Origin of the sequence: Streptomyces sp. NPDC001410 (genome assembly GCF_042895235.1) — a bacterium.
Classification (GTDB): Bacteria; Actinomycetota; Actinomycetes; order Streptomycetales; family Streptomycetaceae; genus Streptomyces.
Window position 1 is genome coordinate 189,061 of record NZ_JBIAWE010000019.1, and the last position, 24,763, is coordinate 213,823.

The following is a 24,763-nucleotide window of genomic DNA, read 5'->3' on the forward strand; positions in this document are numbered from 1 at the left end:
CCGAAGGGGCCGCCCGCCATCCGTGGTGCGGGCGGCCCCTTCGTCGTGTGCGCCGTACCGTCCCAGGGAGCCGATCGGGCCGTCAGTGGGGTGATCTCTGCACACGCCGCCCCGGCATCCCGGGCGCGGGTGGTACAGGAGCCACGTGAGCACGCAACCGCCGCTCGGCCCGCCACCCGGCCCCCTGTTCGGGGTCCCCGGCTCCGGTCAGCCGCCTCCTCGGCGCCCCTGGTGGCTCAGGCCGCCCGCGCTCATCGGCGCTGCCGCCGCCGTGGTGGCGATCGTGGTGGGGCTCGTGATCCTGCTCGGCGGCGGCGAGCCGGCACACGAACGTGTCGAGACCGCCGCACAGGCCCGGGACCTCGCCGGACGCGTGGCCCTGAAGCCCGCGGACTGGGGGTCCGGCTATGTGCGCAGCACCCCCTACGAAACCGGCGACGTCACGGAGTCGTTCGCCGACGCCAGCTGCTACCTCGCGGTGCAGACACCGGTGAAGATGCTGGCCGCTCTGGAGCGCAACGCCCAGAGCCCGGACCGGAGGGTGGTCAACACGTCGACGGTCATCGTCCATCGGGACACCGCTTCCGCCGCGGCGGGCATCGCCCGGTTCCGCACGGACGCGCGGCGATGCAGGACGGAGTACGACTCCGCGAGCAAGCAGAAGTGGGTGGACGTCCGCGCGGTCGACGTTCCGGGTCTGAAGGGCTTCGACGAGGTGGCGGGCGAGGAGGGCCACCAGGTCGTCGACGAGACGGGCCTGAAGCTGGACCAGTACTACACGCAGCTCACCGGCCGCAAAGGGCAGGTCCTGATGCAGGCGACCGTCGCCCGCTCGGGCGGCCAGGGGCGCAACCGTGAGGAGGCGGTGCACGCCCTCACGCTCATGCTGAGCCGCCTGTAGCGGGCGTCGGGTCACGAGGACCGGGTGGTGGTGCCGCTCGGCAGCTGGAGGCTGCTGAGGGACTGCCGATAGTCCGCGTCCATGGTCTTCTGCGCGTCCTTGGTGCCCAGGACCTCGATCTGGACCAAGTGGTCGCCGAGATCGATGAAGCGGGTGTGGCCGGCCGTGCCGTCACCGGCGGAGAGGGCCGCGTCGAGCACGGGCTGGCCGCCGTCCGTGGTGCTTTCCCGGACGTCATGACTGGTGAGCCGGTCGTCGGCGGACCGGGAGTCCTTGTTGTAGTTGTCCAGCGCGTTCTTGAGGCTGCCCTTCAGGTCCCACTGGCCACCGCCGCGCGGCGCGTCGTAGACCACGAAGCCGATGACTCCGTAGTCGGTGCCCACCTGGTAGGTGCGGGCCTGGAAGCCGTTCACGGTGTCCTTCTGCACCTGGACGTCCCCGGGCAGCTCCGCCGTGACGCCGCTCGGGTCGTCGGTGCTCTGCGTCCACCGCGTGGCGGCGTCGGCGACGGCCGCCGCAGCGGCGGCCGGGGGCGTCGCCGGAGCGGCGAAGGCACTGGTGGGCAGCAGCACGCCGCCGGTGATCACGGTGGTCGAAGCGGCGAGCAGGGCAAGGCGCCGGAACCTGGCGAGAGGGGTCATGGGAGTTCACATCCAGAAGTAGTGAGGAAGGGGTGAACGAGATGTTCTGCCTCTATTAAGGACCTTCTGGTTCAATCGGGGCATGACCCTGGATCTCGGGACTTGACCGAACACGGTCCCCAGCGCTAACGCGGGAGTGTGACGGTTCGGCCATCGTGTCGGCAGGAGCGTGCGGAGGGGAATGACGTCGGCGTGCCGGGTCGTTTCCCTGCCAGCCGGATGGAGACGATCCAGCGGGCAGCCGATTCCTTTCACCGGAGGTGCGCCATGGCCGAAGCCGCGTCGCGGCTGAGGAGTCTTGCCGAGCAGATGCTGGGAGCCCCGCTCCCGGTGCGGCTACGAGCCTGGGACGGGTCGCAGGCGGGACCGGCGGACGCGCCGACGCTCGTCGTCCGCAACCGCCGCGCCCTGCGCCACATGTTGTTCAAACCGGGCGAGCTGGGCCTCGCCCGCGCCTGGGTCGCCGGAGACCTGGGCATCGAGGGCGACCTGTACGCCGCACTCGACGCCATGGCCGCACTGGTGTGGGAGCGCGGGGAGGACTCCCGCAGCCTCGCCCAGGCACTGCGCGACCCCGAGGTACGGGCCGCCGGGCGCGAGCTGCTCAAGCTCGTCGGGCCGCCGATCCCGCCCGCCCCGCCGCGCGAGGAGGTCCGCCGGCGCCGTCATCTGCACACGCGGCGCAGCGACAAGGAGGCCATCAGCCACCACTACGACGTCGGCAACGACTTCTACGAGATCGTCCTCGGACCGTCGATGGTCTACTCGTGCGCGTACTGGGAGGACGGCGGCACCTTGGAGTCCGCCCAGCGCGACAAGCTCGAACTCGTCTGCGCCAAGCTCGGCCTGAAGGAGGGTCAGCGGCTGCTGGACGTCGGCTGCGGCTGGGGCTCGATGGCCATCCACGCGGCCCGTGAGCACGGCGTGAGCGTCGTCGGGGTCACGCTGTCGCAGGAACAGGCCGCGTACGCCCGTAAGCGCGTCGCGGACGAGGGTCTGACCGACCGGGTGGAGATCAGGGTCCAGGACTACCGGGACGTCCTGGACGGCCCCTACGACGCCATCTCCTCCATCGGCATGGCCGAACACGTCGGCGCCGAACGCTACCTGGCGTACGCGCGCAGCCTGTACGCCCTGCTGAAGCCCGGCGGACGGCTGCTCAACCACCAGATCGCCCGTCGCCCGCAGCACGACGAATCCGCTTACGAGACCGACCGGTTCATCGACGCCTACGTCTTCCCGGACGGCGAACTCGCCCCGATCGGCACCACCGTCACCCAGCTGGAGCACGCCGGCTTCGAGGTCCGGGACGTGGAGTCGATCCGCGAGCACTACGCCCGCACCCTGCGCCGGTGGGTCGCCAACCTGGAGGCCGACTGGGACCGTGCGGTCCGCCTCACCAGCCCCGGTCGCGCCCGCGTCTGGCTGCTGTACATGGCCGCCTGCGCGCTCGCCTTCGAACGCAACCGCATCGGCGTCAACCAGGTTCTGGCGGTCCGCACCCCGGAGCCCGGCGGGTCCGGCCTGCCACTGCGCACCCGCACGTGGAACTCCTGACCGGGCATGCCAAGGGCCCCGCTCCGTCCCGGAGTGGGGCCCTCGGTCCGTCGTACGGCTACTCGGCCTTGATCGCCGTCAGCATGTTCAGCCGGGCCGCGCGCCGGGCCGGCCACAGCGCGGCCAGGATGCCGACCACCGCCGCCAGCAGCAGGAAGACCGTCATCCGGCCCCAGGGCAGGACCAGTTCGTACGTCGCCATCTTCGTGCCCAGCAGCTCACCGGCCGCCCAGCCGAAGAAGACGCCCAGACCGATGCCCAGTACACCGCCGAACAGGGAGATCACCAGGGACTCCAGGCGGACCATCCGCTTGACGGCGGCCCGGTCCAGGCCGATCGCGCGGAGCATGCCGATCTCCTGCGAGCGCTCGAAGACCGACATGGCCAGGGTGTTGATGACACCGAGGACCGCGACGATCACCGCCATGCCGAGCAGGCCGTAGAGCATGTTCAGCATCGTCGTGAACATCTTCGCGATGTCGTTGGAGATGTCCTGCTTGTCCTGGACCTTGATCGCCGGGTTGGAGCCGAGTGCCTTCTCCAGCCGGTCCTTGACCGAATCGGAGGCGCCGTCCGCCGTCTTGACCATGACCTGCATGTCCGAGGCGTCACTCAGGTGCGGGGTGAGGACACGGTTGTCGATCATGATCCCGTTGAGCATGTCGTTGCCCTCGTAGACCCCGGCGACGGTCAGCTTCTGCGCCTTGCCGTCCTCGTAGTGCACCGTGAACCGCGAACCGGCCTTCCAGCCGTAGTCCTTGGCCCGGTCCTGGTCCACGACCACCTGCGTGCCGCCGACCTTGAAGGCTCCGTCGGCCACCTTGAGGTCCGTCAGCTCGGCGATGGCCGAACCGTTGACGCCGGTCAGGAACTCGGTCTGGCCGTCGACGCGGGACACGGCGTTGCGCAGCGGGCTGCTGGCGGTGACGTCGGAGTCGGCGGCGATCTTCTTCGCCACGTCGGGGGAGAGCGGGCCGCGGTTGGCCATCGAGACGACGTAGTCGGCACGGATCGCCGAGCTGGCCATCTTGTCGATCGACGTCTGCAGGCTGCCCGCCATCACCGTCATACCGGTGATCAGGGTCAGGCCGATCATCAGCGCGGACGCCGTGGCCGCCGTACGGCGCGGGTTGCGCACCGAGTTCTGGCGGGCCAGCTTGCCCGAGACGCCGAACACGCGCAGCACCGGGGCGGCGGCCGCGATCAGCGGGCGGGACAGCAGCGGGGTCAGGATGAACACGCCGATGATGAGCAGGACCGCGCCGAGACCCATCGGACCCTCGGCGGCGTCGGCGTCCATCGTGGTGGCCGCGAGGACCACCGCGACACCGGCCGCCGAGAACAGCGCGCCGAGCGTGTTGCGCAGCACCAGCGACCTGGTGGTCGCCTTGGCGTGCACGCTGCTCATCGCCGCCACCGGCGGGATCTTCGCGGCCCGGCGGCCCGGCAGCCAGGCGGCGAGCACGGTGATGACGATGCCGACCGCCAGGGCGGCCACCACGGTGCCCGGCGTGATCACCAGCGGCCCGTCCGGCACACTCGCGCCGAAGGAGCCCAGCAGGCTCCGCAGCCCCGCGCCGATGCCGACGCCGGCGACCAGACCGGTCACACCGGCGACCGTGCCGACCGCGAACGCCTCGATCAGCACCGACCGGGTGATCTGCCGGCGAGAGGCGCCGACCGCCCGCAGCAGGGCCAGTTCCCGGGTGCGCTGGGCGACCAGCATGGTGAAGGTGTTGGCGATGATGAACGTGCCGACGAACAGGGCGATACCGGCGAAGACCAGCAGCGCTTGCTTCAGGCCGCTCATCGAGGAGGAGATCTGCTGCGCCTGGTCGTCGGCGAGCTGCTTGCCGGTGCTGGTCTCCACCAGCTTCGACGGCAGCGCCCGGTCCAGCGCTGCCCGCAGCGCGGTCTGGCTGGTTCCCGCCGCCGCCTTCACGTCGATCTCGTCGTACGCGCCCCTCTTGCCGAACAGCGCCTGGGCGGTCGGCGTGTCGAACAGGGCGAGGCTGCCGCCCGCGGCCACGTTGCCGTCGTCGGTGGTGAAGACGCCGCTGATGCGCGGGGTGAGCACCGGGCCGTCGACCGAGATGCGCACGGTGTCGCCGACCTTGTAGCCGGCGCGCTCGGCGGTCTTGGAGTCGATCAGGACCTCGCCCCTGCCGCTGGGGGCGTGACCGCTGACCAGCGGGTAGCGGGCGTCCTTGGTGCCCCAGTAGTTGCCGCCCTCGGACTGCCAGCCGCCGCCGAGCAGCTTGCCGTCCTTGTCGGCGATCGCGGTGAAGCCGGTGACGACACCGGTGGCGGAGGCGGCGCCCGGGACCTTGCCGGCCTTGTCGAGCAGCGCCTGGGTCAGCTCGGGGGTCTTGCCGACCTTGTCGCCCTCGGAGTCCTGGTACTTGGCCGTGACGGCGACGTCGACCTGGTCGAAGCCCTTGGCGGAGCTCTTCTGGTAGGCCTCGGAGATGGTGTTGGTGAAGACCAGCGTCCCGGACACGAACGCCACGCCGAGCATGACGGCGAGCACGGTCATCAGGAGCCGGGCCTTGTGCGCGAGTACGTTGCGCAGGGCGGTGCGGAACATCAGCTGGTACGGCCCTTCGCGTCGAACTGCTTCATCAGGTCGAGCACGGAGTCGGCCGTGGGGCCGTAGATCTCGTCGACGATGCGCCCGTCGGCGAGGAAGACCACGCGGTCCGCGTAGGCCGCGGCGACCGGGTCGTGGGTCACCATGACCACCGTCTGGCCCAGTTCGCGCACGGAGTTGCGCAGGAAGCCCAGCACCTCGGCGCCGGAGCGCGAGTCGAGGTTTCCGGTCGGCTCGTCACCGAAGATGATCTCGGGCTTGGAGGCGAGCGCACGGGCGACGGCGACGCGCTGCTGCTGGCCGCCGGACAGCTGCGAGGGCCGGTGGCTGAGCCGACCGGAGAGGCCGACCATCTGGATGACCTGGTCCAGCCACGCCTTGTCGGCCTTACGGCCCGCGATGTCCATCGGGAGGGTGATGTTCTCCAGCGCGGTCAGCGTGGGCAGCAGGTTGAAGGCCTGGAAGATGAAGCCGATCTTGTCCCGGCGCAACTTGGTGAGCTGCTTGTCCTTCAGGGAGCCCAGCTCGGTGTCGCCGATCCGCACGGAGCCCGAGGAGAAGTTGTCCAGGCCCGCCACGCAGTGCATCAGCGTGGACTTGCCGGAGCCGGACGGGCCCATGATCGCGGTGAACTCGGCCTGCCGGAAGTCGACGGAGACCCGGTCCAGGGCGACCACCCGGGTCTCGCCCTGCCCATAGATCTTCGACAGCTCCGTGGCGCGTGCGGCCACGGCCGTGGTCCGGCCGGCGGTGGGTGTGGTGGTCACGGGAAGGTGCTCCTGTCGGGACGACGTCGGTTCGTGGGGACGGATCCATCGTCTCGGCCGCCGGCGCCCGTGTAGTCAGTCGCTGATCCGGTTCCGAGGGGCGACTCCGGTCGGACGGAGCGGGCCCGAGTCATACCTGGGGAGGACGGTCGACCCTGACACCCGCGGGGTCCAGAACCGGACGACCGCCCTCGTTCGGTAGGTGAAATTCCGTCATTCCGTGTACGCACGCGCCCACGCCACGTCACGCTATTGGCAAGTGCGGATGGCGCGTTCCGTGGGCTGATGCACCCTCAGACGTCAATAAAATAAGACAACATCGGGCTGTCCCCTCCGCTGTTCGAGGGATGCGCACCGATAGGCTCGGAACCTCGAAGCGGAGCCCATGGCCTGCCCGGATGGTGGAATGCAGACACGGCGAGCTTAAACCTCGCTGCCCCTTCGCGGGCGTGCCGGTTCAAGTCCGGCTCCGGGCACTTTCCGTCTTCGCACCCACCTCTCACATGACAGCACAACCGTTGACAGCGGTGTGCCCACAGTCGGAGACTCACACTCGCAACTCAGTGAAGAAAATTTCACCAGACGAACAAACTGTGTGTCAGAGGACTGTGTGTCAGAGGGAAGGGAACGGCCGATGCGTACCACCGTCGGGATCATCGGAGCCGGTCCGGCCGGGCTGCTGCTGGCGCGGCTGCTGCACCGCGCCGGCATCGACTCGGTCGCCCTGGAGAGCCGCGACCGCGCCTACGTGGAGCGCCGGCAGCGCGCCGGGATCCTGGAGCAGGGCACGGTGGACGTGCTGCGCGAGGCCGGAGCCGGGCAGCGGATGGACCGCGAGGGGCTCAGGCACGACGGCATCGAGCTGCGCTTCGACCGGCGCCGCCATCGCGTCGACTTCCCCGGACTCACCGGCGGGCGGTCCGTGATGGTCTACGCCCAGACGGAGGTCTGCAAGGACCTCATAGCCCTCCAACTGGAGGAGGGCGGCCCGCTGCTGTTCGAGGCGGAGGCGCTCGCCGTCGAGGGCGCGGAGGGCGACCGGCCGCGGATCCCCTTCCGGCATCAGGGGCGCGAGGACGTGCTGGAATGCGACTACGTCGTCGGCTGCGACGGCTTCTGGGGCGTGGCCAGAAAGGCCTTCCCGGCCGCCGTCTCCCAGGTGTTCGAACGGTCGTACCCCTACGCCTGGCTGGGCATCCTCGCCGACGTCGCCCCCTCGCACGACGAACTGGTCTACGCCCGCCACGACCGAGGCTTCGCCCTGCTGTCCATGCGCTCCCCGTCGGTATCCCGCCTCTACCTCCAGGTTCCGGCGGACACGAAGGCCGAGGAGTGGGGCGACGAGGAGATCTGGGCCGAACTGGAGCGGCGCTTCGCGACCGACGACGGCTGGACGCTGAAACGCGGGCCCATCACCCAGAAGTCCGTCACCCCCATGCGCTCCTTCGTGCACGAACCGATGCGTCACGGCCGGCTCTTCCTCGCCGGCGACGCCGCCCACATCGTGCCGCCCACGGGCGCGAAGGGGCTGAACCTGGCCGTCGGGGACGTGATGACCCTCGTCCGGGCACTCGTCCACGAGAGGGAGACCGGCTCCCCCGGCCTCCTCGACGCCTACTCGGCGACCTGCCTGCGCCGCGTCTGGCAGGCCGAACGGTTCTCCTACGACATGACGACCCTGCTCCATCGCGCCCCGGACGCCACCGACTTCGGCGCCCGCCTCCAGCTGGCCCGGCTGGAACGCATCGCCTCCTCCCGCGCGGCCGAGACCGATCTGGCCGAGGCCTACACCGGCTTCCCCCTGGACTGAGCCGCCCATGGCCGGGAATGAGCCTTCCGGTTAGCGTGTTGCGCAGCACGGCAGGGGAAAGATCCTCCCCAGGTATCACGGTCGATCCTTTGCCAATCCATTACCCTTGAGGCCAAGGCCGCGCACGGTGGCCATGGAGGAGTGAAATGAGGAGCAGTAACCCGGTCTTCTCGCGACGGGGGTTCAGCCGCGACAACGGCTACGCCGGCTTCAACACCGCAGCGCAGGCCGGGTACGCACAGGGCAACCCGTACGCGCAGAACCCCTACGCCCAGAACCCGTACGGCCAGCAGAGCGTGCAGTACGGCGCCCCGCCGCAGGCCCCGGCCACCACCGGGCGGATGACGATGGACGACGTCGTCACGCGTTCGGCCCTCACGCTGGGCACGGTCGTCGTCGGCGCCGTCCTCGCCTGGGTGCTGCTGCCGGTCTCGGCGACCAGCTACGGCCTCGCCTTCGGCGCCGGCATCATCGCGATGGTCCTGGGACTGGTGCAGAGCTTCAAGCGCACCCCGTCGCCCGCGCTCATCCTGGGCTACGCCGCCTTCGAGGGTGTCTTCCTCGGCGTCATCAGCGAGATGTACAACAGCCGCTGGAGCGGCGCACCCTTCCAGGCGGTGCTCGGCACCATGGCGGTCTCGGCCGCGACCCTGCTGATCTACAAGGCCGGCTGGATCCGCGTCACGGCCCGCTACGCCCGCATCGGCACGGCCATCGCCATCGCCTTCGTCCTCGTCATGGCGGTCAACCTGCTGCTGGTCGCGTTCGGCGTCGCCGAGAACGGCGGCCTGCGCAGCATGGGCCCGCTCGGCGCGATCGTCGGCATCATCGCCATCGTGCTCGGCGCGTTCTTCCTGACCCTCGACTTCAAGCAGATCGAGGACGGCATCGCCTACGGCGCCCCGCGCAGCGAGTCCTGGCTCGCCGCGTTCGGCCTCACCATGACCCTGGTGTGGATCTACGTGGAGATGCTGCGGCTGGTGGCGATCTTCAGCAACAACGACTAAGACTTGATCCGCAGTTCACCAAAGGGTGAGCCGGGGACTGCACGCGGGGCGGGGTCCGGGCTTTCCGGCGTGGTCGCGCACGGGGCGCGGCTCATCCGGGGTCGCTCGATCCCGCCTTCCGGCGATTCGGTGAGCAGAGGTCACCCGCTGGCGGGGGACTGCCACGCGACCAGCACTTGGAAGGGTGTTCTGGCACGGTGTGGTTGACTCACGCAGGGCCTCTTCCAGCCCTTCGGAGAAGATGATCTGTGCGTGCCGCGACCGGGCGCTGTCCAGCCGGGCAGTGCTCGGGTCGGCGGCGGCCGGGTCCACGAAGGCGGCCAGAGCTGCGGACACGAGATCGCGCTTGCCGACCAGCCCGCACGCGATGCACTTGTGCTCCCGGTCCTGCAGGGCCTTGGTGACGCGCTCACCACAGAGACAGTGCTGGGACAGGGCTGTTGACCACGTGGAGGCCCGCATGAGGCGGCCACCGGCGGCTTTGCACCCGGTCTCCAGGGCGGAGATCAGCATGCCGGGTGTGGTCTGAGAGAGGCGCTTGCCCCATAGCCGGTACCAGGTGCGGATGTCGCAGTCCTCCACCGTGAGGTGGGGGCCGTGGACGGCGATGATGTCGCGGGCCACGGCGCGGGCGCGATGGCGCCGGTACTCGGCAGTGCTTGCGGCGGCTTCGGCCTGGTGGGCGCGCAGCCCCTGGTAGCCGTTGGACAGCCGGTCGCGGTGGAACGCCTGCTTCGGCACCCCGTTCGACCGGGCATCGCGGGCACCACCCGGCACCGTCACCGCCTTGGGCTTGAGGCCCTTGGCAGTCCGGCGCTCGGCGCGCTTGGCCTGCCGCTTGGAAAGGCCGTACTGGGCGGTGTTCGTGGCCCGGCGGGAGCGCTCCAACGCCCTGGCCCGGCCTCGCTGCTTCTTCGCCTCCTTCTCCAGCCGCGCCCGCTCCTCGTTCATGAGCACGATCTCTGACGACTCCGGGGCGCCCTCGACAGGGTCCAAGGAGGCGGGGAAGGAGACCACCGACAGGTTGGAGACGTTGCCGTCCACACCGCCGATCCGCTCCAGCATCGCGGAACGCTGCCGCATCTCCCGCACTGCCGGGGAAGAGTAGCCGGGGCCGAGGACCATCAGGTGCGCCTCATACACCCAGCCGCCCGGCGCGGAGGCCTTGCGGCGGCGCACGAGGTCCACTTTGTGCCAGCGGCGAGGGTCGGAAAGGAATTGTTCCACGCGCGCCCACTGCCCCGGCCCCTGCGGGATGCGCACAGGGAGCACAAGGTCACCGAGCTTGCTGTCCGGTCCCCCGGCGAACATCACGGCAAGGGGTCCGGTGTGGTCCCACCAGGACGCCTTGCGCGTACTCGGTTTCCCGGACGCGCTGAGCTTGCCGGTGGGACCTTGCCGTCCGGCACGGTCGGCTTCGGCATCCGGCGTGGCTGCATCAGGTCGTGCCGGCCGCCGTCGGTGTAGGCCATGGCGTGCCCGTGGAGGGTGCCGATCAGACGGAAGGTCTCCCACTTGTTGGCGATGGTGTGGGAGCGGGCGCGGCCCGGAATCCGGGTGAAGTCGTGCCACTTGCCGACCCTCGGGCGACCGAATCGCTCACCGGTGGCGTCCGGGAACAGATGACGGGAGACACCGTTCCACACTTCGTCAGCAATGTGCACAGCCAACGCTTTGGTGGCGTGGTGCTTGAGGTGCCCAGCGTCCTCCAGGTGTCGGTAGGCGCAGCGCTCCAGGGCCTCACGGGACAGGCCGAGGCGCTGCCGCACGGCTTTCGCCCCGTCGCGGTGGCGCTCGTGTTCGGCGGCCCAGTAGGCATCGACCTTGGCGCGGGCGTCGCGTTGGACGGCCCGCTTGATCGACCACATCACGCCGAACAGCTTCTCCAGCCGGGTGAGGTCGGCAGGGTCGGTGACGGCCAGCGGCAGCACCATCACTGACACCGTCCCGTCGTCGGGCTTGGTCCACTTCGGGGCCTTGTTCTTCCCCCGGAGCCGCCGCGTCTGGGCAGCCTGCATGACCGCCCCCTTCCCGAAGCAACAGTCAGCCTGCGCAGCACCGCGTTCCTGCTCGCGGTGCCATCACCCGATCAACGACACCCCGATGAAAAGGTCACACATTCGAGCCTCGCGTCGCTGTGCGGACGCCCAACTCGATCTCAACGGTGGCAGCGGCTGATTTCCCCGCTGTCCCGTCTCAAACGATCTGGCCCCGGCCCAGAGCTGTGACCTGGGGCGACCAGATTGGTTGAGACGTGAGGATGGCGAGGATCTCGGCTGGAGGCAAGGTTCAGGCGTCAGTGGGATCGGGGAGCCAGCCGGTGTCCTGAGCCCAGGCGTCAGCGCGTCGGATGATGTCCCACACGAAGGGATCCTTCGCTCGGACGTAGCTGGGCCGGTCGTAGCGGAACTTGGCCGCGCAGCGCCTTTTGGCTGCTGCATACTCGGTCGCGGCAGACGTGTGGCAGCGGAGATAGTCGCGAAACAGCAGCGGGAACTGCTGGGAGAAACTACCCAGCTGGCGCACGTGCACGTGTGTGCGGTGCTGACCTGGAGGTTCCCGGAAGTACCGCTTGGTTTGTTCGGGATTGTCCGCCCGGTACAAGAAGCCCATGCCTGTGAGCGGGCCCAGGAACGTGTCCGTCGGCTCCAGCGATGCCACTGAGATCTGGATGTCGATCACCGGCTTGGCCGCCAGTCCTGGCACCGAGGTGGACCCGATGTGGTCGATACGAGCTACAGCATCCCCGAGAGCCGCACGTAAGTGCTCACCCCACCTGGCGAATATCGCTGGCCAAGCTGGGTCGTATGGCACGATTTCGACTGGCTCTCCCATATCGAAAAGTGTTCCACGGCTCCCACCAGCCGTGACCTGAGGCCGTTGGCCCAGAGTGGGAAGATCTTGTGCTGCAGCTGCTGCGATCACGGCGATCCGGTCGTACGAGAGGGCTCCGGGCTCGCCCCGGGGCCCTCTCGGTGTCTCGGGGGCTTACGGGTCTCAGAGCAGCTTGCGGGCTGCCCTCCTCAGGTCGTACTCGTGGACGATCGCCTTCGCGTGGCCGTACGCGAGGTCGTACTCGTGCCGGAGCCAGCTGACCTTCTCCTCGAAGCGGAACAGTGCGGGGCCTTCTTCGACGGTGCGCAGCCAGTCGGAAACCTCACGACCGGTGCAGTGGGGGATGCGGGCGAGCAGATTGCGGTGGGTCTCCTCGGAGAAGAGCTGGGACATCGGCGCCTCCGAACGCAAAGGGGATGTAAGCCGGTCCTTCACGTCACCGTGCCTGAGCGTTCGCGTATTGGCAACAGTGCGGCGCGTTACGCTCGGCGCGTGGTTGATACGACGCCCTTGACCCGAGCAGTGGATCACTTCGCCGACCGGTTGCGGGCGGCCCCGCAGAGCCGGCTCCAACGCGGCGCCGCGGCCGAGGCCTTGGCCGTGGCCAGGGAACTTTCCCGGCGGGCGCAGCTGCTGGAGGAGCCCGCTGCGGAGCCCCGGGAGATGCCGGACGCCGGGATGTTCGCGGCCGCCGACCAAATCATGGTGGCCGGGCACGACTTGGCGGTGCTGCTGGAGAACGCGGACCAGGTCACCGAGGCCGTGGAGCTGGTGGAGGAGGCCCGCAAAAGAGCCGGAGTCTGACGTCAGAGCGACGCGATGACCCGGTCGGCCAGGATGTAGACCGTGTCCTTGCCGCAGGCGAAGGTCAGGGTGTAGGCGCCCGAGATGCCCGAGCCGCCGAGGAGGTACGGGGTCTCGCCCTCGCGGAGAGCCGCCGCCAGGCGCTCGGCCGTCTCACGGTGGCCGGGGGTCATGCACAGGGTCGTGCCGTCGGCGAAGACGTAGACGTCGAGGGTGCCGAGGGGGCCCGGGCGGACGTCGGACAGCTCGACCTGGTCGGCGGCCAGCTGCTCCAGCGTGGTCACCGTACGCTCGTGGTCGTTCACGGCCGGCGACTGCACCGGGACGAAGTCGGGGTGCGAGGGGTGACGGCGGCGGGCCGCGGCCAGCTCGGGGGAGTCCGTGGAGGTGCCTCCCTGGACAAAGTCCTTGGGGGAGAACTCGTCGGCCTCGGTGGACGGCTCGGACACCGGCTCCAGCGGCTCCAGACCCGCGAAGTCGGCCTGCCGGGGCAGGAACAGGTCGCTCTCGGGCAGGCCCAGCAGGGAGGGCGCGTCGGAGGCGTCACGAGCCTCCTGGGCGGCCCAGAACGCACGGGCCTCGGCCAGCTCGCGCTCACGCTCCTCGGCGAGCGCCTCGGCCACGGCCGCGCGTATCTCGTCCGTGTCGGCGGCGGTGCGGGCCGCGGGCAGCAGCGCGCCCAGGGCTGCGGCCTGGTTCTCGGCGAGCTGGGCCTGCAGCTCCGTGAGCTGGCGGCGCAGCTTCAGGACCGTGCGCAGGACGGCGACGCCCACGGCGCCCGTGGCGACCGTGGTGAGCAGCAGGGCGATCGGCATGGCGCTCACTGACGTACTCCCAGGTTCAAAGTCGACCCCCGACTTCCTACATCAGCTTGAAGGGCGGACTAAGCAGCTGTCAGTGCGTAACGTCACGAAACGGACAGGACTTTGGGCTTGAGGTTTCGCCCGTCACCGCGCTGACCTGCGCTGACCTGCAGTGATACCCCCAGCGAGGGAGATAGGTCACATCCTGGGGGAGATTGGATCACAAAAAGACCCAGAACCCGGGTGTTTTCCGGGTTCTGGGTCGTTTCCTGACCTTCCGTACCGGCTCGGCTACCGAGGGTGGATCAGATCAGCTGAGGCGCTCGATGACCATGGCCATGCCCTGGCCGCCGCCGACGCACATCGTCTCCAGGCCGAACTGCTTGTCGTGCCACTGCAGCGAGTTGATGAGCGTGCCGGTGATGCGGGCGCCGGTCATGCCGAAGGGGTGGCCGACGGCGATGGCGCCGCCGTTGACGTTCAGCTTGTCGAGGTCGATGCCGAGGTCGCGGTAGGAGGGGATCACCTGGGCGGCGAAGGCCTCGTTGATCTCGAACAGGTCGATGTCGTCGACGGTCAGGCCGGCGCGCTGCAGGGCCTGCTTGCTCGCCTCGACCGGGCCGAGGCCCATGATCTCGGGGGAGAGGCCGGAGACGCCGGTCGACACGATGCGGGCGAGCGGGGTCAGGCCCAGCTCGCGGGCCTTGGTGTCGCTCATGATGACCAGCGCGGCCGCGCCGTCGTTCAGCGGGCAGCAGTTGGCGGCCGTGACCAGGCCGTCCGGGCGGAAGACCGGCTTGAGGCCCGACACGCCCTCCAGGGTGACGCCGGCGCGCGGGCCGTCGTCCTTGCTGACGACCGTGCCGTCGGGGAGGGTCACCGGGGTGATCTCGCGCTCCCAGAAGCCGTTCTTGATGGCTTCCTCGGCGAGGTTCTGCGAGCGGACGCCGAACTCGTCCATCTCCTGGCGGGTGACGCCCTTCCAGCGGGCCAGGTTCTCGGCGGTCTGGCCCATCGAGATGTACGCGTCCGGGACCAGCCCGTCCTCACGCGGGTCGTGCCACGTGGTGCCCTCCTGCTCGGCGACGGCGGCGGTACGGGCCTCGGCCTCGGCGAAGAAGGGGTTGTGCGTGTCCGGGAGGCCGTCGGAGCTGCCCTTGAAGAAACGGGACACCGTCTCGACACCGGCCGAGATGAAGACGTCGCCCTCGCCGGCCTTGATGGCGTGCAGGGCCATGCGGGAGGTCTGCAGCGAGGAGGAGCAGTAACGGGTGATCGTGCAGCCCGGCAGGTGGTCCATGCCCATCTGTACGGCGACGATGCGGCCGAGGTTGTGGCCCTGCTCGCCGCCGGGGAGGCCGCAGCCGAGCATCAGGTCGTCGATGTCCCGCGGGTCCAGCTCGGGGATCTTGGCGAGCGCCGCCTGGATGATGGTGGCGGTCAGGTCGTCGGGGCGCAGGTCCTTGAGGGAACCCTTGCCGGCGCGGCCGATGGGGGAGCGGGCGGTCGAGACGATGACGGCTTCGGGCATCACGGCTCCAGTGGGCTTACGGATGTTTGGCAGGGCCGGTTGGGAAGTTACCCGTACGTATGGCCCAGGTCACCGGTGTCGCGGTGTGACACTGGCCGCAATTTACTAAGCGCTTGCTTGGCGCAACGGGGGTCTGGGGCGGAGCCCCCAGGCGGTCACGGGGACGGAGTTGCAGGCTCGGCCTCGGGTACGCGGCGCCGCCGCCTGCGCTTGAGCAGTGCCCACGGCCCCCGCGGACCAGTAGGCATCGCCGCCGTGACCTCCGTGCCCGCCTCCGACGCCGCCTCGGCCGCAGCCCGTGCAACCGGCAGGAAGCCCTCGCGACGGAACGCGTCGGGCCGTTCCTCCTCCGCCGGCCACAGCCCCAGCGCCGCACACACCGTGGGCAGTATCGCCATCGCCGCCGTCGCGTACCCCTCCGCCGAGGGGTGGTAGTTGTCCGGCCCGAACAGCTCCCGCGGATTCGCCTCGAACTCGGGCCCGAGCAGATCACCGAGCGACACGGTCCGCCCGCCCTGCTCCACCACCCCGATCGTCTGCGCCGCCGCCAGCTGCCGCGAGGCCCGCCGGGCCAGCCACCGCAGCGGCTGCTGCACCGGCTCGATGGTGCCGAGGTCGGGACACGTGCCGACCACCACCTCCGCGCCGGCCGTGCGCAGCCGTCGTACCGCCGCCGACAGGTGCCGTACCGAACGCGTCGGCGGCATCCGGTGCGTGACGTCGTTCGCGCCGATCATGATCACGCAGATGTCGGGGAGTGGATAAGGGGACGAGAGCACCAGCGCCACCTGGCGGTCCAGGTCGTCCGACTGCGCCCCCGGCAAGGCCACGTTCCGCAGCTCCACCGCGCGCTCGGCCACCGCGGACAATCCCGACGCCAGCAGCGCCCCCGGTGTCTGTCCCGCCCGGTGCACACCCTGCCCGGCCGCCGTCGAGTCGCCGAGCATGCTCAGCCTGAGCGGCGGTTCACCGGGGAGGTCGTACGAGGTGCCGTACACGCCTTCGGCCACCGGCACCCGTCCGCCGCTGCCGTTGCCCACGTGGCGCCGGGCCAGCCGCACCTCCGCCAGTAACAGGCCGACGGCGGCCGCCCCGACCAGCCCGACCCCGCCACCGCCGTACGCCGCTCCGGCCGCGATACGCCGGGCCACTCTCGCCCTCGACATGCTCGTCATGCGTCGCCGCCACCTCCTCGTAGCCGTACATCCACTCCTTGCCCCGTACAGCCCGTGCGTCAATCTCAACGGGGAGTGAACGCCCGCCCCACGTCACCCAGGGGCTTTAGGCTGGCGGAACCACAGACGACCACTGTTTTTTGCAAGCAACCGGAGACAACGGTGCAATTCCACGACTCGATGATCAGCCTCGTCGGCAACACCCCGCTGGTGAAGCTCAACAGCGTGACCAAGGGCATCCAGGCAACCGTCCTGGCCAAGGTGGAGTACTTCAACCCCGGCGGCTCCGTGAAGGACCGCATCGCCCTGCGCATGATCGAGGCCGCCGAGCAGAGCGGCGAGCTCAAGCCGGGCGGCACCATCGTGGAGCCGACCAGTGGGAACACCGGCGTCGGGCTCGCCATCGTGGCCCAGCAGAAGGGCTACAAGTGCATCTTCGTGTGCCCCGACAAGGTGAGCACCGACAAGATCAACGTGCTGCGGGCGTACGGCGCGGAGGTCGTGGTCTGCCCGACCGCCGTCGCCCCTGAGCACCCGGACTCGTACTACAACGTCTCCGACCGGCTGGTCCGCGAGACGCCGGGCGCCTGGAAGCCCGACCAGTACTCCAACCCCAACAACCCGCTCTCGCACTATCACTCGACCGGCCCCGAGCTGTGGGAGCAGACCGAGGGGAAGATCACCCACTTCGTGGCGGGCGTGGGCACCGGCGGCACCATCTCCGGCACCGGCCGCTACCTGAAGGACGTCAGCGACGGCAAGGTCAAGGTCATCGGCGCCGACCCCGAGGGCTCGGTCTACTCCGGCGGCTCCGGCCGGCCGTACCTGGTCGAGGGCGTGGGCGAGGACTTCTGGCCCACCGCCTACGACCGGACCGTGGCCGACGAGATCGTCGCCGTGTCCGACAAGGACTCCTTCCAGATGACCCGGCGCCTCGCCAAGGAGGAGGGACTGCTGGTGGGCGGCTCCTGCGGCATGGCCGTCGTGGCCGCGCTGGAGGTAGCCGAGCGGCTGGGCCCGGACGACGTCGTCGTCGTGCTGCTCCCCGACAGCGGGCGCGGCTACCTCAGCAAGATCTTCAACGACGAGTGGATGGCCGACTACGGCTTCCTGGAGGACGAGGGCCCCAGCGCCCGCGTCGCCGACGTCCTCAGCGACAAGGAGGCCGGCTCCATCCCGTCCCTGGTGCACATGCACCCGGAGGAGACCGTCGGCCAGGCCATCGAGGTGCTGCGTGAGTACGGCGTCTCGCAGATGCCGGTCGTCAAGCCGGGCGCCGGCCACCCGGACGTGATGGCCGCCGAGGTCGTCGGGTCGGTCGTGGAACGGGAGCTGCTGGACGCCCTGTTCAACAAGCGGGCCTCGCTCGACGACCCGCTGGAGAAGCACATGTCCTCCCCGCTGCCCCAGGTCGGCTCCGGCGAGCCGGTCGGCGACCTGATGTCGGTGCTGGGTTCGGCGGACGCGGCGATCGTCCTGGTCGAGGGCAAGCCGACCGGAGTGGTCAGCCGGCAGGACCTGCTGGCCTTCCTGGCCAAGGGCGGGAACAAGTAGCAAACCTGCGGTGAACTGCCCGTGGCGGCGGCGAACTTGCGGTGACCGTTCCCGATCGAGCGGCTTCGGAAGTGGTACGAGCGTGTCACGTGCGCGCAGCACCCGCTTAACACGGGTCAGGCAGATTAGTGGGTGTCGGCAGGGCGGGAGCGGCTCCCCGCCCCGGCCGGCGCCGAACGGCGCCAAGGACCTCCGGAGCGGCTCCCGGACCTCCATGGACGCCTAGGACGCGCAAGCCCGGCCCTGACCCGGCCCGCGTCCCTCGCGGGGACCGCCGTCGTCCCGCCCCCCGGTAACGGGGGTGCGGCGGTCCCCGCATTATTTTCTTCAGCATTTTCCTCAGCGGGCGTGGGCCGATTCCCAACTGCCCAGCAGCGCCAGGCGTTCCGCCGTCTCCGACCCCGGCTCGGGGGTGTACACCACGATCGTCTGCTCCGGGTCCGCCGGGACGGTCAGCGTCTCGTACGGGAGGGTGAGCAGGCCCGCCACGGGGTGCCGGACACGCTTCACGCCGTACGCGCACTCCTTGACCTCGTGGTCGGCCCACAGCCGGCGGAAGTCCTCGCTCTTGAGGGAGAGTTCGCCGACCAGGGCGCACAGCGCGGCGTCGTCGGCGTACCGGCCCGCGCCGATGCGCAGGTTGGCCACGGTCTGGGCGGCCACCGCGGCCCACTCGGGGTAGAGGTCCCGGGCGGCGGGGTCGAGGAAGACCTGGCGCGGCATGTTGCGTTCGTCCGGTGCCATGCGGCTGAAGCCGCCCACCGCGTCGCCGAGCGCGTTCCAGGCGAGCACGTCCATGCGGCGGCCCAGCACGAACGCGGGCGTCCGCTCCATGCTGTCCAACAGCAGCTGCACGCCCGGCCGTACCCGGGGCGCGGCCGGTCGGCGCTCGCGGCGCCCGCGCGGCCGGGCCACCGTACGCAGGTACGCGTGCTCGGTCTCGTCCATGCGCAGCACCCGCGCGATCGCGTCCAGCACGGCGTCCGAGACGCTCGGACCGCGGCCCTGCTCCAGGCGGATGTAGTAGTCCACGCTCACGCCCGCGAGCTGCGCCACCTCCTCGCGGCGCAGGCCCGGTACGCGGCGCCGCCCGTGCACGGGCAGCCCCACCTCCTCGGGCTGGATGCGGGCGCGGCGCGAGCGCAGGAAGTCTCCGAGGTCCCCGTCCATGGGTTCGATCGTAGGGGAGCGGCGGTCTCCCAACCTGGTACTGGCAGACCCAGGAAGAGCGCATCCCTGGGTACGGCCGCCGGACCCGGCGAGGGTGGTGTCAGCCGCCGGGGAGACGCCCCGGCACCCGACCGGGGAGAACACCCATGTCGTACGAGAACCTGTCCGGCCGTACCGCCGTCGTCACCGGAGCCGCCAGCGGCATCGGCGAGGCCGTCGCCCGGCAACTGGCCGCGCAGGGCGCCCGGGTGGCGCTGTTCGCCCGGCGCGCGGACCGGCTGGAGACCGTCGCCGGAAAGATCCGGGCCGAGGGCGGCGAGGCGCTGGTGGTGGCCGCCGACGTCACCGACGACGCGTCCGTCGAGGCCGCCCGGGACCTGGTCCACGAGACCTACGGGCCCGTCGACCTCGTCGTCAACAACGCCGGGGTGATGCTGCCGAACCCCGTCGACGACGGCCGGCTCGACGAGTGGCAGCGCATGCTCGACACCAACGTGACCGGGGTGCTGCGGGTCATCCGCGCCTTCACCGCCGACCTGGTCGCCGCGGCCGCCGAGGGCCGCACCGCCGACCTGGTGAACGTGTCGTCCATCGGCGCCCACGTCACCTTCCCCAACTACGCGGTGTACGGCGCCACGAAGGCCGCCGTCACCTACCTCTCGCAGTCCCTGCGCACCGAGTTGGGGCCGCGCGACGTACGGGTCACCAACATCGAGCCGGGGCTCACGCAGACCGAGCTGAAGGCGCACGTCGGCAACGCGGAGCTGTCCGGGCAGCTGGACGGCATGCTCCAGGCGATCGGGAGCCTCGCGGCGACGGAGGTCGCGGACGTCGTCGCCTACGCCACCAGCCGCCCCCGGCACGTCAACCTGCGCCAGATCATGGTGCTGCCGACCCGGCAGGCGTGACTCCCTCAGTCCTCCCGGGAGGCCCGGCGCCCGGTGAGGATCTCCGGGTTGTGCCGGACCGCCTGGACCGCGTTGACGCCGACGATGCCGACCCAGGTGGTCACCATCCCGGTCATCCCCGCGAAGACGCCGCCGATCGCGGACAGCGGGATCGCCAGCACCAGCGAGACGATCGCGAAGCCGAAGCGCTCGGCCCAGTTGTCGCCGCCCTTGGGCCGCCGGGCACCGCGCGCGTCCGCCATCCGCTGCTCGGCCAGGTGCCGCCGCACCCGGCGGTCCACCACGTCGTCGATCCGCTGGTCGACCTTCTCCAGGAAGGACTCGACGAGTGCGGAGTCGTACTCCTCGCCCAGTTCCCTGCGTGCCCGCACGGTGGCGTCCAGGTCCTTCTTGAGGTCCACGTCCCGTGAGTCCAGTGCGCTCATGCGCTCCACCCTAGGGAGCGGTCATGCCCGCCGCACTGGGGACAACCCCCCTCTTCGCACCGGCGCCGCCGGCCGTGAGCACCCCGCAGGACTCCAGGACCCTGAGGTGGTCCAGGTCCACCCCGCTGATCCGGACGTCGACGCCCCGCCCGCGCAGCTCGGCGACCGCCTCCTTCAGCGCCAGCGCGCCGGTCGCGTCCACCGCCGTGAGACCGGACAGACGCAGGTCGACCGCCGAGACCCCGTCGTGCAGGTCGGCGAGCCCGGACCGGAAGCGGTGGGCGGCGGCGAACAGCAGCGGGCCGTCGAACCGGTAGGTCACCGTGCCTGCCTCGCCCGGCAGTTCGTCGGCGGCGGCCGGGGTGAGCCGGGTGCCGCGCATCGCCGCGCGCAGCGCCAGCAGCACCGAGACGCCGAGGCCGATCAGCATCGCCCGCACCAGGTCCAGGGCGAGCGTGGCACCGGCGGTGAGGACCAGCACCAGCGCGTCGCCGCGGGTGGCCCGGGCCATCGCCCGTACCGCGTCCCGCTCCACCATGCGTACGGCCGTCGCCAGCAGCACCCCGGCCAGCGCGGCCAGCGGGATGCGGCCCACCAGCGGGGCGGCGACCGCCGCGATCCCGGCGAGGATCACCGCGTGCGCGAGCGCGGCCAGCCGGGAGGCGGCACCGGTGCGGACGTTGACCGCCGTGCGGGCGATGGCGCCGGTGGCCGGGACCCCGCCGAACAGCGGGGCGACGAGGTTGGCGATTCCCTGCCCGAACAGTTCCTTGGACGGGTCGTGCCGTTCGCCGGGCCGCATCCCGTCGGCGACCGACGCCGACAGCAGGGACTCCAGTGCGGCCAGTGCGGCCACCGCGGCGGCCGGGGCGAGCAGGGAGGGGAGACGGGAGAGGTCCAGGAAGGAGAGGGAGGGCGCCGGCAGGGACGCGGGGAGGGTTCCGATGCGGGTGACGGACAGGTGCAGCGCCTCGGCCGCGCCGGTGGCCGCGGCCACCGCGACGAGGGAGAAGGGCACGGCCGGCCTCCAGCGGGCGCCGGTCAGCACGATCGCCGCCGCGCCGGCCGCGAGCAGCAGCGCCAGCCAGTGCGGGACGCGCCCGAACTCCCGCGCCGCCCGGGCGGCGACCACGGCGACCTGCTCGCCGTGCGGGGCGGGCACGCCGAGCGCGGCCGGCACCTGCTGGAGGGCGATCACACAGGCGATGCCGAGGGTGAAACCGGCGGTCACCGGCGCGGGGACGTACGCCATCGCCGCGCCCGCCCGGGCGAAGGCGAGGAGCAGCAGCAGGACGCCCGCCATCAGGCCGACGGTGAGGACGCCGTCGGCGCCGTAGCGGTGCACGATCGGCACGAGGACGACGGTCATCGCGCCGGTCGGGCCGCTGACCTGGCGGGCGCTGCCGCCGCACAGCGCGGCCAGCGCACCGGCGACGACCGCCGTGGTCAGCCCGGCGGCGGCACCGAGTCCGGAGGTGACGCCGAAGCCGAGGGCCAGGGGCAGGGCGACGACGGAGACGGTCAGCCCGCACAGCAGGTCGCGGCGCGGGGACCGGGTCATGGAGCGGAGGTCGGCGGGGGAGGGCAGGACGGACAGGGCTCGGTTCAGGTTCATGGCTTCTTCGGGGGGTGGGTTCAGGGCAGCGGGGACACGAGCCCCGTGTCGAGGTCGGAGCGGGCGGCCACGACGTGGGCCGAGGCGAAGGCCGGGTCGGCGCGGATCGCGTCCCGGACCCAGACCGTGTGGGCGCGCATGGTGTGCTCGGCCCAGTCGCCGGGCAGCGCCCGGGTGCGGCGGGCGGCGGGGGCGATCTCGTCCACCAGCAGTTCCAGGTGGCCCGGCACCGGCGCCCCCGTGCGCAGATGGTCCAGCGTGGCGGCGACGGCCCCGCAGCGCTCGTGCCCGAGCACCAGCACCAGCGGGACGCCCAGCTCCTGGACGCCGTACTGGATGGAGCCGAGCACGGCCTCGTCCAGCACCTGGCCGGCGGTCCTTATGCACAGCACGTCGCCGAGCCCGAGGTCGAAGACCAGCTCCGGCGGCACCCGGGAGTCGATGCAGCCCACGATCACCGCGAACGGGTGCTGTGCGGCGGCCAGCAGGTGGCGCCGGCCGGGGCTGTCGTGCGGGTGGCGGGGGTGGCCGGCGGCGTGGCGGCGGTTGCCCGCGAGGAGTTCGTCGAGGGCGGTGTGCGCGGTGTGCTTGGTGTGCGCGGTGCTCGGAGGGAGGGGACGGGGACGGGGGGCGGCCGTCGCCGGGGCGGCGGTCAGGGCGGTGACGGCGGCGGCCGTCAGGAAGGCCCTGCGGTTGGAGGTCATGACGCTTCCTCAGGAGTCTTGCCAGTAGCGCACGTTCACCGTAAGCAGCCGTACCGTCACCCTGAGTGTCGGTTTAACGACACTTGGCTGTTTCGTCGTCGGATCATCGCCACGGCGATACCGCCCCTTGCCCGGCTGCATAACGTCATGCAGAGTTCTTGGTGTGTGAATAGCCGAGGGGAGTGCAGCCTTGCTGCCGTACGCTCGCAGCGTCGGTCTGGAGGGGGAGCACGGCATGAGCGTGGACAGGAGTACCGGTGTGACGTCCGAGGCGACGACCGAGGTGGCTTCCGAGGTCATGTCCGCTGTGGCGGACAGCCCGGCCGCCCGGCTGCAGGTGCTCTTCGAGGGGCGCCGGCTCACGCCCACCCAGCGCCGCATCGCGCACAGCATGGTGCGCCGGGCCGCCGACGTGCCCTTCCTGTCCAGCGTGGAGCTGGCCGAGCTGGCCGGGGTCAGCCAGCCATCGGTGACCCGGTTCGCGGTAGCCCTCGGCTTCGACGGCTACCCCGCGCTGCGCAAGCACCTGCGCGAGGTCGTGCCCGCCGAACCGGCCCCGGAGGCGGGCTCCTACAACGAGTACCAGCAGGCCGTCGAGGCCGAGATCGAGAACCTGAAGCACCTCGCGGAACTGCTCGCCGACCCCCGCCCGGTGCAGCGGGCCGGCCGGGTCCTGGCCGCCTCCCGCCCGCTGCCGGTGCTCGGGCTGCGCGCCGCCGCCTCCCAGGCGTACGGCTTCGCGTACTTCGCCGCCAAGGTCCACCCGGACGTCCGGCTGCTCAACGAGGGCGGCACGATGATCCACGACCGCATCGACGCGGCCGTCCGCGCGGGCGCCTCCGCCCTGCTGTGCTTCGCGCTGCCCCGGCATCCGCGCGAGGTCGTCGACACCCTCGCCTACGCCAAGGAGGCGGGCCTGACCGTCGTCACGGTCGCCGACTCCGCCTTCGCACCCGTCGCCAAGTACTCCGACCTGCTGCTGCCCGCCGCCGTCGGCACCGGGCTCGCCTTCGACACCGCGTGCGGGCCCATGCTGCTCGGGCGGGTGTTGCTGGAGGCGATCTGCGACGACCTGCCGGAGGCCCAGGCCCGGCTGGAGGAGTTCGACACGCACGCGGCGGCCCGCGGACTGTTCGTCGAATAGGCCGAAGAGGCCGAAGAGATCGAGGAGGCCGAAGAGGCTGAACGGTCAGGCGCGCTCTCAGACTCGTCTCACCTTCGCTCGTTACCGTGCCCGGCCGACAGCACTGTGCCGGGACGACGAGGAGGCGGATCGTGGCGCGTGGAGGACAGGGGCTGGCCCGGGTGGCCGTCGTCGTACGGGCCGGGGCCGCACCGCTGTGGTGGTTCGGGGTGTTCGCCGCGGGGATCGGGGTCCTGTTGCCCGGGGTGACCGGGCGCCGGATCGGTGTGCTCGCGGGGGCCGCGCTGTTCCTGATCACCGCCGCCGTCGTGGCGCTGGTCCGGCGCAGGCGGTACGCCGCCCTCGCCCGCGGGGCCGCCCGTGCGGGCAAGTTCGACGTCCTTCAGGACCGGGCGGTGACCGTGCGCACCTGGCGCCGGGGACACCGCTGGTGGCTGCTGCTCGCCTTCGCCGTCGCGTTCGGCAGCTCCTTCGCCGTGCCCGCGGCCGGGGGCATGCTGCTCGCGGGGGCCGGCACCGGGCTGCGGCTGAAGGCCGCCTGGCTCGGGCGGCGCGAGCGGGCCGAGGACACCCTGCTGTGGGTGCGGGTCGACTGGCTCGACCGGCGGGGCGGAAGCCCGGCGGGCACAGCCGTGAAGGGCCTGCGCGGCACGGGCCTCGCGGCCGGCGACGCGGCCCCGGGCGGGGCCCGCCGCCGCGCCGCAGCGCTCGTCTGACAGGGCCTAGATGTATTGATCACGAGCGTTGTTAACGCGGGCCGGTCTTGATCGTGGCGAAGGCCTCCGTGTGTGGTGGAGGTGTCGAATCTTCACCGCACGGAGG

The 24,763-nt window shown here is 71.0% G+C and carries 23 protein-coding genes and 1 tRNA gene; 10 read left to right on the forward strand and 14 right to left on the reverse strand.

Translation table 11 applies throughout. The annotated features are described in order from the left end of the window. Positions 1-145 precede the first annotated feature (145 nt). Positions 146-901, forward strand: a complete 756-nt coding sequence (locus ACFY3C_RS35325) for a hypothetical protein (protein WP_386573182.1) — start codon at positions 146-148, stop codon at positions 899-901. An 11-nt stretch (positions 902-912) separates the two neighbouring features. On the opposite strand, the gene ACFY3C_RS35330 is transcribed toward ACFY3C_RS35325, so the two are convergent. Beyond that, positions 913-1,542 carry a hypothetical protein gene (locus tag ACFY3C_RS35330; RefSeq protein ID WP_390773701.1) on the reverse strand — a complete coding sequence of 210 codons (630 nt, stop codon included), beginning with the start codon at positions 1,540-1,542 and terminating at the stop codon, positions 913-915. A gap of 267 nt (positions 1,543-1,809) precedes the next feature. Here ACFY3C_RS35330 and ACFY3C_RS35335 point away from each other — a divergent pair, with 267 nt between their 5' ends. Further along, positions 1,810-3,099 carry a class I SAM-dependent methyltransferase gene (locus ACFY3C_RS35335; protein WP_390773702.1) on the forward strand — a complete coding sequence of 430 codons (1,290 nt, stop codon included), beginning with the start codon at positions 1,810-1,812 and terminating at the stop codon, positions 3,097-3,099. A gap of 58 nt (positions 3,100-3,157) precedes the next feature. On the opposite strand, the gene ACFY3C_RS35340 is transcribed toward ACFY3C_RS35335, so the two are convergent. Together ACFY3C_RS35340 and ACFY3C_RS35345 are read right to left on the reverse strand one after the other, a co-directional pair. Beyond that, positions 3,158-5,686: an ABC transporter permease gene (locus ACFY3C_RS35340; RefSeq protein ID WP_390773703.1), complete on the reverse strand. Its 2,529-nt coding sequence runs from the start codon at positions 5,684-5,686 to the stop codon at positions 3,158-3,160. Further along, positions 5,686-6,456, reverse strand: a complete 771-nt coding sequence (locus ACFY3C_RS35345) for an ABC transporter ATP-binding protein (protein ID WP_386573177.1) — start codon at positions 6,454-6,456, stop codon at positions 5,686-5,688. Before ACFY3C_RS35345 ends, ACFY3C_RS35340 begins: the two co-directional genes overlap by 1 nt. Positions 6,457-6,848: 392 nt before the next feature. Here ACFY3C_RS35345 and ACFY3C_RS35350 point away from each other — a divergent pair. The 3 genes from ACFY3C_RS35350 to ACFY3C_RS35360 all read left to right on the forward strand — a co-directional run bounded on the left by ACFY3C_RS35350 (position 6,849) and on the right by ACFY3C_RS35360 (position 9,273). Beyond that, positions 6,849-6,932 (forward strand) — tRNA-Leu (locus ACFY3C_RS35350). 158 nt (positions 6,933-7,090) lie between these two features. Next, complete coding sequence (locus ACFY3C_RS35355) at positions 7,091-8,266, forward strand: 4-hydroxybenzoate 3-monooxygenase (protein ID WP_390773704.1); 1,176 nt, start codon at positions 7,091-7,093, stop codon at positions 8,264-8,266. Between the two features lie 146 nt (positions 8,267-8,412). After that, complete coding sequence (locus ACFY3C_RS35360; protein WP_386573175.1) at positions 8,413-9,273, forward strand: Bax inhibitor-1/YccA family protein; 861 nt, start codon at positions 8,413-8,415, stop codon at positions 9,271-9,273. Positions 9,274-9,288: 15 nt separating this feature from the next. Here ACFY3C_RS35360 and ACFY3C_RS35365 read toward each other — a convergent pair whose 3' ends face one another. From ACFY3C_RS35365 to ACFY3C_RS35380, 4 genes are all read right to left on the reverse strand, one after another. Then, positions 9,289-10,452 (reverse strand): hypothetical protein, encoded by a 1,164-nt coding sequence (locus ACFY3C_RS35365; protein ID WP_390773705.1) that lies wholly within the window; start codon positions 10,450-10,452, stop codon positions 9,289-9,291. Between the two features lie 131 nt (positions 10,453-10,583). Then, positions 10,584-11,291: a hypothetical protein gene (locus ACFY3C_RS35370; protein WP_390773706.1), complete on the reverse strand. Its 708-nt coding sequence runs from the start codon at positions 11,289-11,291 to the stop codon at positions 10,584-10,586. Positions 11,292-11,562: 271 nt separating this feature from the next. Beyond that, entirely contained in the window at positions 11,563-12,108 is a 546-nt protein-coding gene (locus ACFY3C_RS35375; RefSeq protein ID WP_390773707.1) for a GrpB family protein, read from the reverse strand. A gap of 162 nt (positions 12,109-12,270) precedes the next feature. Next, the gene (locus ACFY3C_RS35380; protein ID WP_020940491.1) at positions 12,271-12,501 is read right to left on the reverse strand and encodes a DUF4287 domain-containing protein; all 231 of its coding nucleotides are present in this window, start codon (positions 12,499-12,501) and stop codon (positions 12,271-12,273) included. Between the two features lie 99 nt (positions 12,502-12,600). Between ACFY3C_RS35380 and ACFY3C_RS35385 the strand changes: the two genes are divergently transcribed. Continuing rightward, complete coding sequence (locus ACFY3C_RS35385) at positions 12,601-12,912, forward strand: hypothetical protein (RefSeq protein ID WP_186581361.1); 312 nt, start codon at positions 12,601-12,603, stop codon at positions 12,910-12,912. A gap of 2 nt (positions 12,913-12,914) precedes the next feature. On the opposite strand, the gene ACFY3C_RS35390 is transcribed toward ACFY3C_RS35385, so the two are convergent. From ACFY3C_RS35390 to ACFY3C_RS35400, 3 genes are all read right to left on the reverse strand, one after another. Continuing rightward, entirely contained in the window at positions 12,915-13,727 is an 813-nt protein-coding gene (locus ACFY3C_RS35390; protein ID WP_390773720.1) for a hypothetical protein, read from the reverse strand. A 298-nt stretch (positions 13,728-14,025) separates the two neighbouring features. Further along, positions 14,026-15,246, reverse strand: coding sequence for an acetyl-CoA C-acetyltransferase (locus ACFY3C_RS35395; protein ID WP_390773708.1), 1,221 nt, complete (start codon positions 15,244-15,246; stop codon positions 14,026-14,028). 155 nt (positions 15,247-15,401) lie between these two features. Next, positions 15,402-16,421 (reverse strand): SGNH/GDSL hydrolase family protein, encoded by a 1,020-nt coding sequence (locus ACFY3C_RS35400; protein ID WP_390773709.1) that lies wholly within the window; start codon positions 16,419-16,421, stop codon positions 15,402-15,404. Between the two features lie 162 nt (positions 16,422-16,583). On the opposite strand from ACFY3C_RS35400, the gene ACFY3C_RS35405 reads away from it, so the two are divergent. Further along, a complete protein-coding gene (locus ACFY3C_RS35405) occupies positions 16,584-17,975 on the forward strand; it encodes a cystathionine beta-synthase (protein WP_389175901.1) in 1,392 nt (463 codons plus the stop codon). A gap of 339 nt (positions 17,976-18,314) precedes the next feature. Here ACFY3C_RS35405 and ACFY3C_RS35410 read toward each other — a convergent pair whose 3' ends face one another. Further along, complete coding sequence (locus ACFY3C_RS35410; protein ID WP_386573170.1) at positions 18,315-19,145, reverse strand: helix-turn-helix transcriptional regulator; 831 nt, start codon at positions 19,143-19,145, stop codon at positions 18,315-18,317. 146 nt (positions 19,146-19,291) lie between these two features. Here ACFY3C_RS35410 and ACFY3C_RS35415 point away from each other — a divergent pair, with 146 nt between their 5' ends. Next, a complete protein-coding gene (locus ACFY3C_RS35415; protein WP_386573169.1) occupies positions 19,292-20,053 on the forward strand; it encodes an SDR family oxidoreductase in 762 nt (253 codons plus the stop codon). 5 nt (positions 20,054-20,058) lie between these two features. Here ACFY3C_RS35415 and ACFY3C_RS35420 read toward each other — a convergent pair whose 3' ends face one another. The 3 genes from ACFY3C_RS35420 to ACFY3C_RS35430 are packed head-to-tail and all read right to left on the reverse strand — an operon-like array spanning position 20,059 to position 22,797. After that, positions 20,059-20,478: a hypothetical protein gene (locus tag ACFY3C_RS35420; protein ID WP_390773710.1), complete on the reverse strand. Its 420-nt coding sequence runs from the start codon at positions 20,476-20,478 to the stop codon at positions 20,059-20,061. Between the two features lie 10 nt (positions 20,479-20,488). Next, entirely contained in the window at positions 20,489-22,093 is a 1,605-nt protein-coding gene (locus ACFY3C_RS35425) for a SulP family inorganic anion transporter (RefSeq protein ID WP_390773711.1), read from the reverse strand. A 20-nt stretch (positions 22,094-22,113) separates the two neighbouring features. After that, complete coding sequence (locus ACFY3C_RS35430) at positions 22,114-22,797, reverse strand: carbonic anhydrase (protein WP_390773712.1); 684 nt, start codon at positions 22,795-22,797, stop codon at positions 22,114-22,116. Positions 22,798-23,032: 235 nt separating this feature from the next. Here ACFY3C_RS35430 and ACFY3C_RS35435 point away from each other — a divergent pair, with 235 nt between their 5' ends. Both ACFY3C_RS35435 and ACFY3C_RS35440 read left to right on the forward strand, forming a co-directional pair. Then, a complete protein-coding gene (locus tag ACFY3C_RS35435; protein ID WP_386573165.1) occupies positions 23,033-23,941 on the forward strand; it encodes a MurR/RpiR family transcriptional regulator in 909 nt (302 codons plus the stop codon). 131 nt (positions 23,942-24,072) lie between these two features. Then, the gene (locus tag ACFY3C_RS35440; RefSeq protein ID WP_390773713.1) at positions 24,073-24,657 is read left to right on the forward strand and encodes a hypothetical protein; all 585 of its coding nucleotides are present in this window, start codon (positions 24,073-24,075) and stop codon (positions 24,655-24,657) included. Positions 24,658-24,763: the final 106 nt, after the last annotated feature.

Excerpts from the sequence above, each read along its gene's own strand:
- ACFY3C_RS35330 (WP_390773701.1), bottom strand. The coding sequence starts at position 1,542 with ATGACCCCTCTCGCCAGGTTCCGGCGCCTTGCCCTGCTCGCCGCTTCG.
- ACFY3C_RS35335 (WP_390773702.1), top strand. The coding sequence starts at position 1,810 with ATGGCCGAAGCCGCGTCGCGGCTGAGGAGTCTTGCCGAGCAGATGCTG.
- ACFY3C_RS35340 (WP_390773703.1), bottom strand. The coding sequence starts at position 5,686 with ATGTTCCGCACCGCCCTGCGCAACGTACTCGCGCACAAGGCCCGGCTC.
- ACFY3C_RS35355 (WP_390773704.1), top strand. The coding sequence starts at position 7,091 with ATGCGTACCACCGTCGGGATCATCGGAGCCGGTCCGGCCGGGCTGCTG.
- ACFY3C_RS35360 (WP_386573175.1), top strand. The coding sequence starts at position 8,413 with ATGAGGAGCAGTAACCCGGTCTTCTCGCGACGGGGGTTCAGCCGCGAC.
- ACFY3C_RS35370 (WP_390773706.1), bottom strand. The coding sequence starts at position 11,291 with ATGCAGGCTGCCCAGACGCGGCGGCTCCGGGGGAAGAACAAGGCCCCG.
- ACFY3C_RS35375 (WP_390773707.1), bottom strand. The coding sequence starts at position 12,108 with ATGGGAGAGCCAGTCGAAATCGTGCCATACGACCCAGCTTGGCCAGCG.
- ACFY3C_RS35380 (WP_020940491.1), bottom strand. The coding sequence starts at position 12,501 with ATGTCCCAGCTCTTCTCCGAGGAGACCCACCGCAATCTGCTCGCCCGC.
- ACFY3C_RS35390 (WP_390773720.1), bottom strand. The coding sequence starts at position 13,727 with ATGCCGATCGCCCTGCTGCTCACCACGGTCGCCACGGGCGCCGTGGGC.
- ACFY3C_RS35395 (WP_390773708.1), bottom strand. The coding sequence starts at position 15,246 with ATGCCCGAAGCCGTCATCGTCTCGACCGCCCGCTCCCCCATCGGCCGC.
- ACFY3C_RS35400 (WP_390773709.1), bottom strand. The coding sequence starts at position 16,421 with ATGACGAGCATGTCGAGGGCGAGAGTGGCCCGGCGTATCGCGGCCGGA.
- ACFY3C_RS35410 (WP_386573170.1), bottom strand. The coding sequence starts at position 19,145 with ATGGACGGGGACCTCGGAGACTTCCTGCGCTCGCGCCGCGCCCGCATC.
- ACFY3C_RS35415 (WP_386573169.1), top strand. The coding sequence starts at position 19,292 with ATGTCGTACGAGAACCTGTCCGGCCGTACCGCCGTCGTCACCGGAGCC.
- ACFY3C_RS35420 (WP_390773710.1), bottom strand. The coding sequence starts at position 20,478 with ATGAGCGCACTGGACTCACGGGACGTGGACCTCAAGAAGGACCTGGAC.
- ACFY3C_RS35425 (WP_390773711.1), bottom strand. The coding sequence starts at position 22,093 with ATGAACCTGAACCGAGCCCTGTCCGTCCTGCCCTCCCCCGCCGACCTC.
- ACFY3C_RS35430 (WP_390773712.1), bottom strand. The coding sequence starts at position 22,797 with ATGACCTCCAACCGCAGGGCCTTCCTGACGGCCGCCGCCGTCACCGCC.
- ACFY3C_RS35435 (WP_386573165.1), top strand. The coding sequence starts at position 23,033 with ATGAGCGTGGACAGGAGTACCGGTGTGACGTCCGAGGCGACGACCGAG.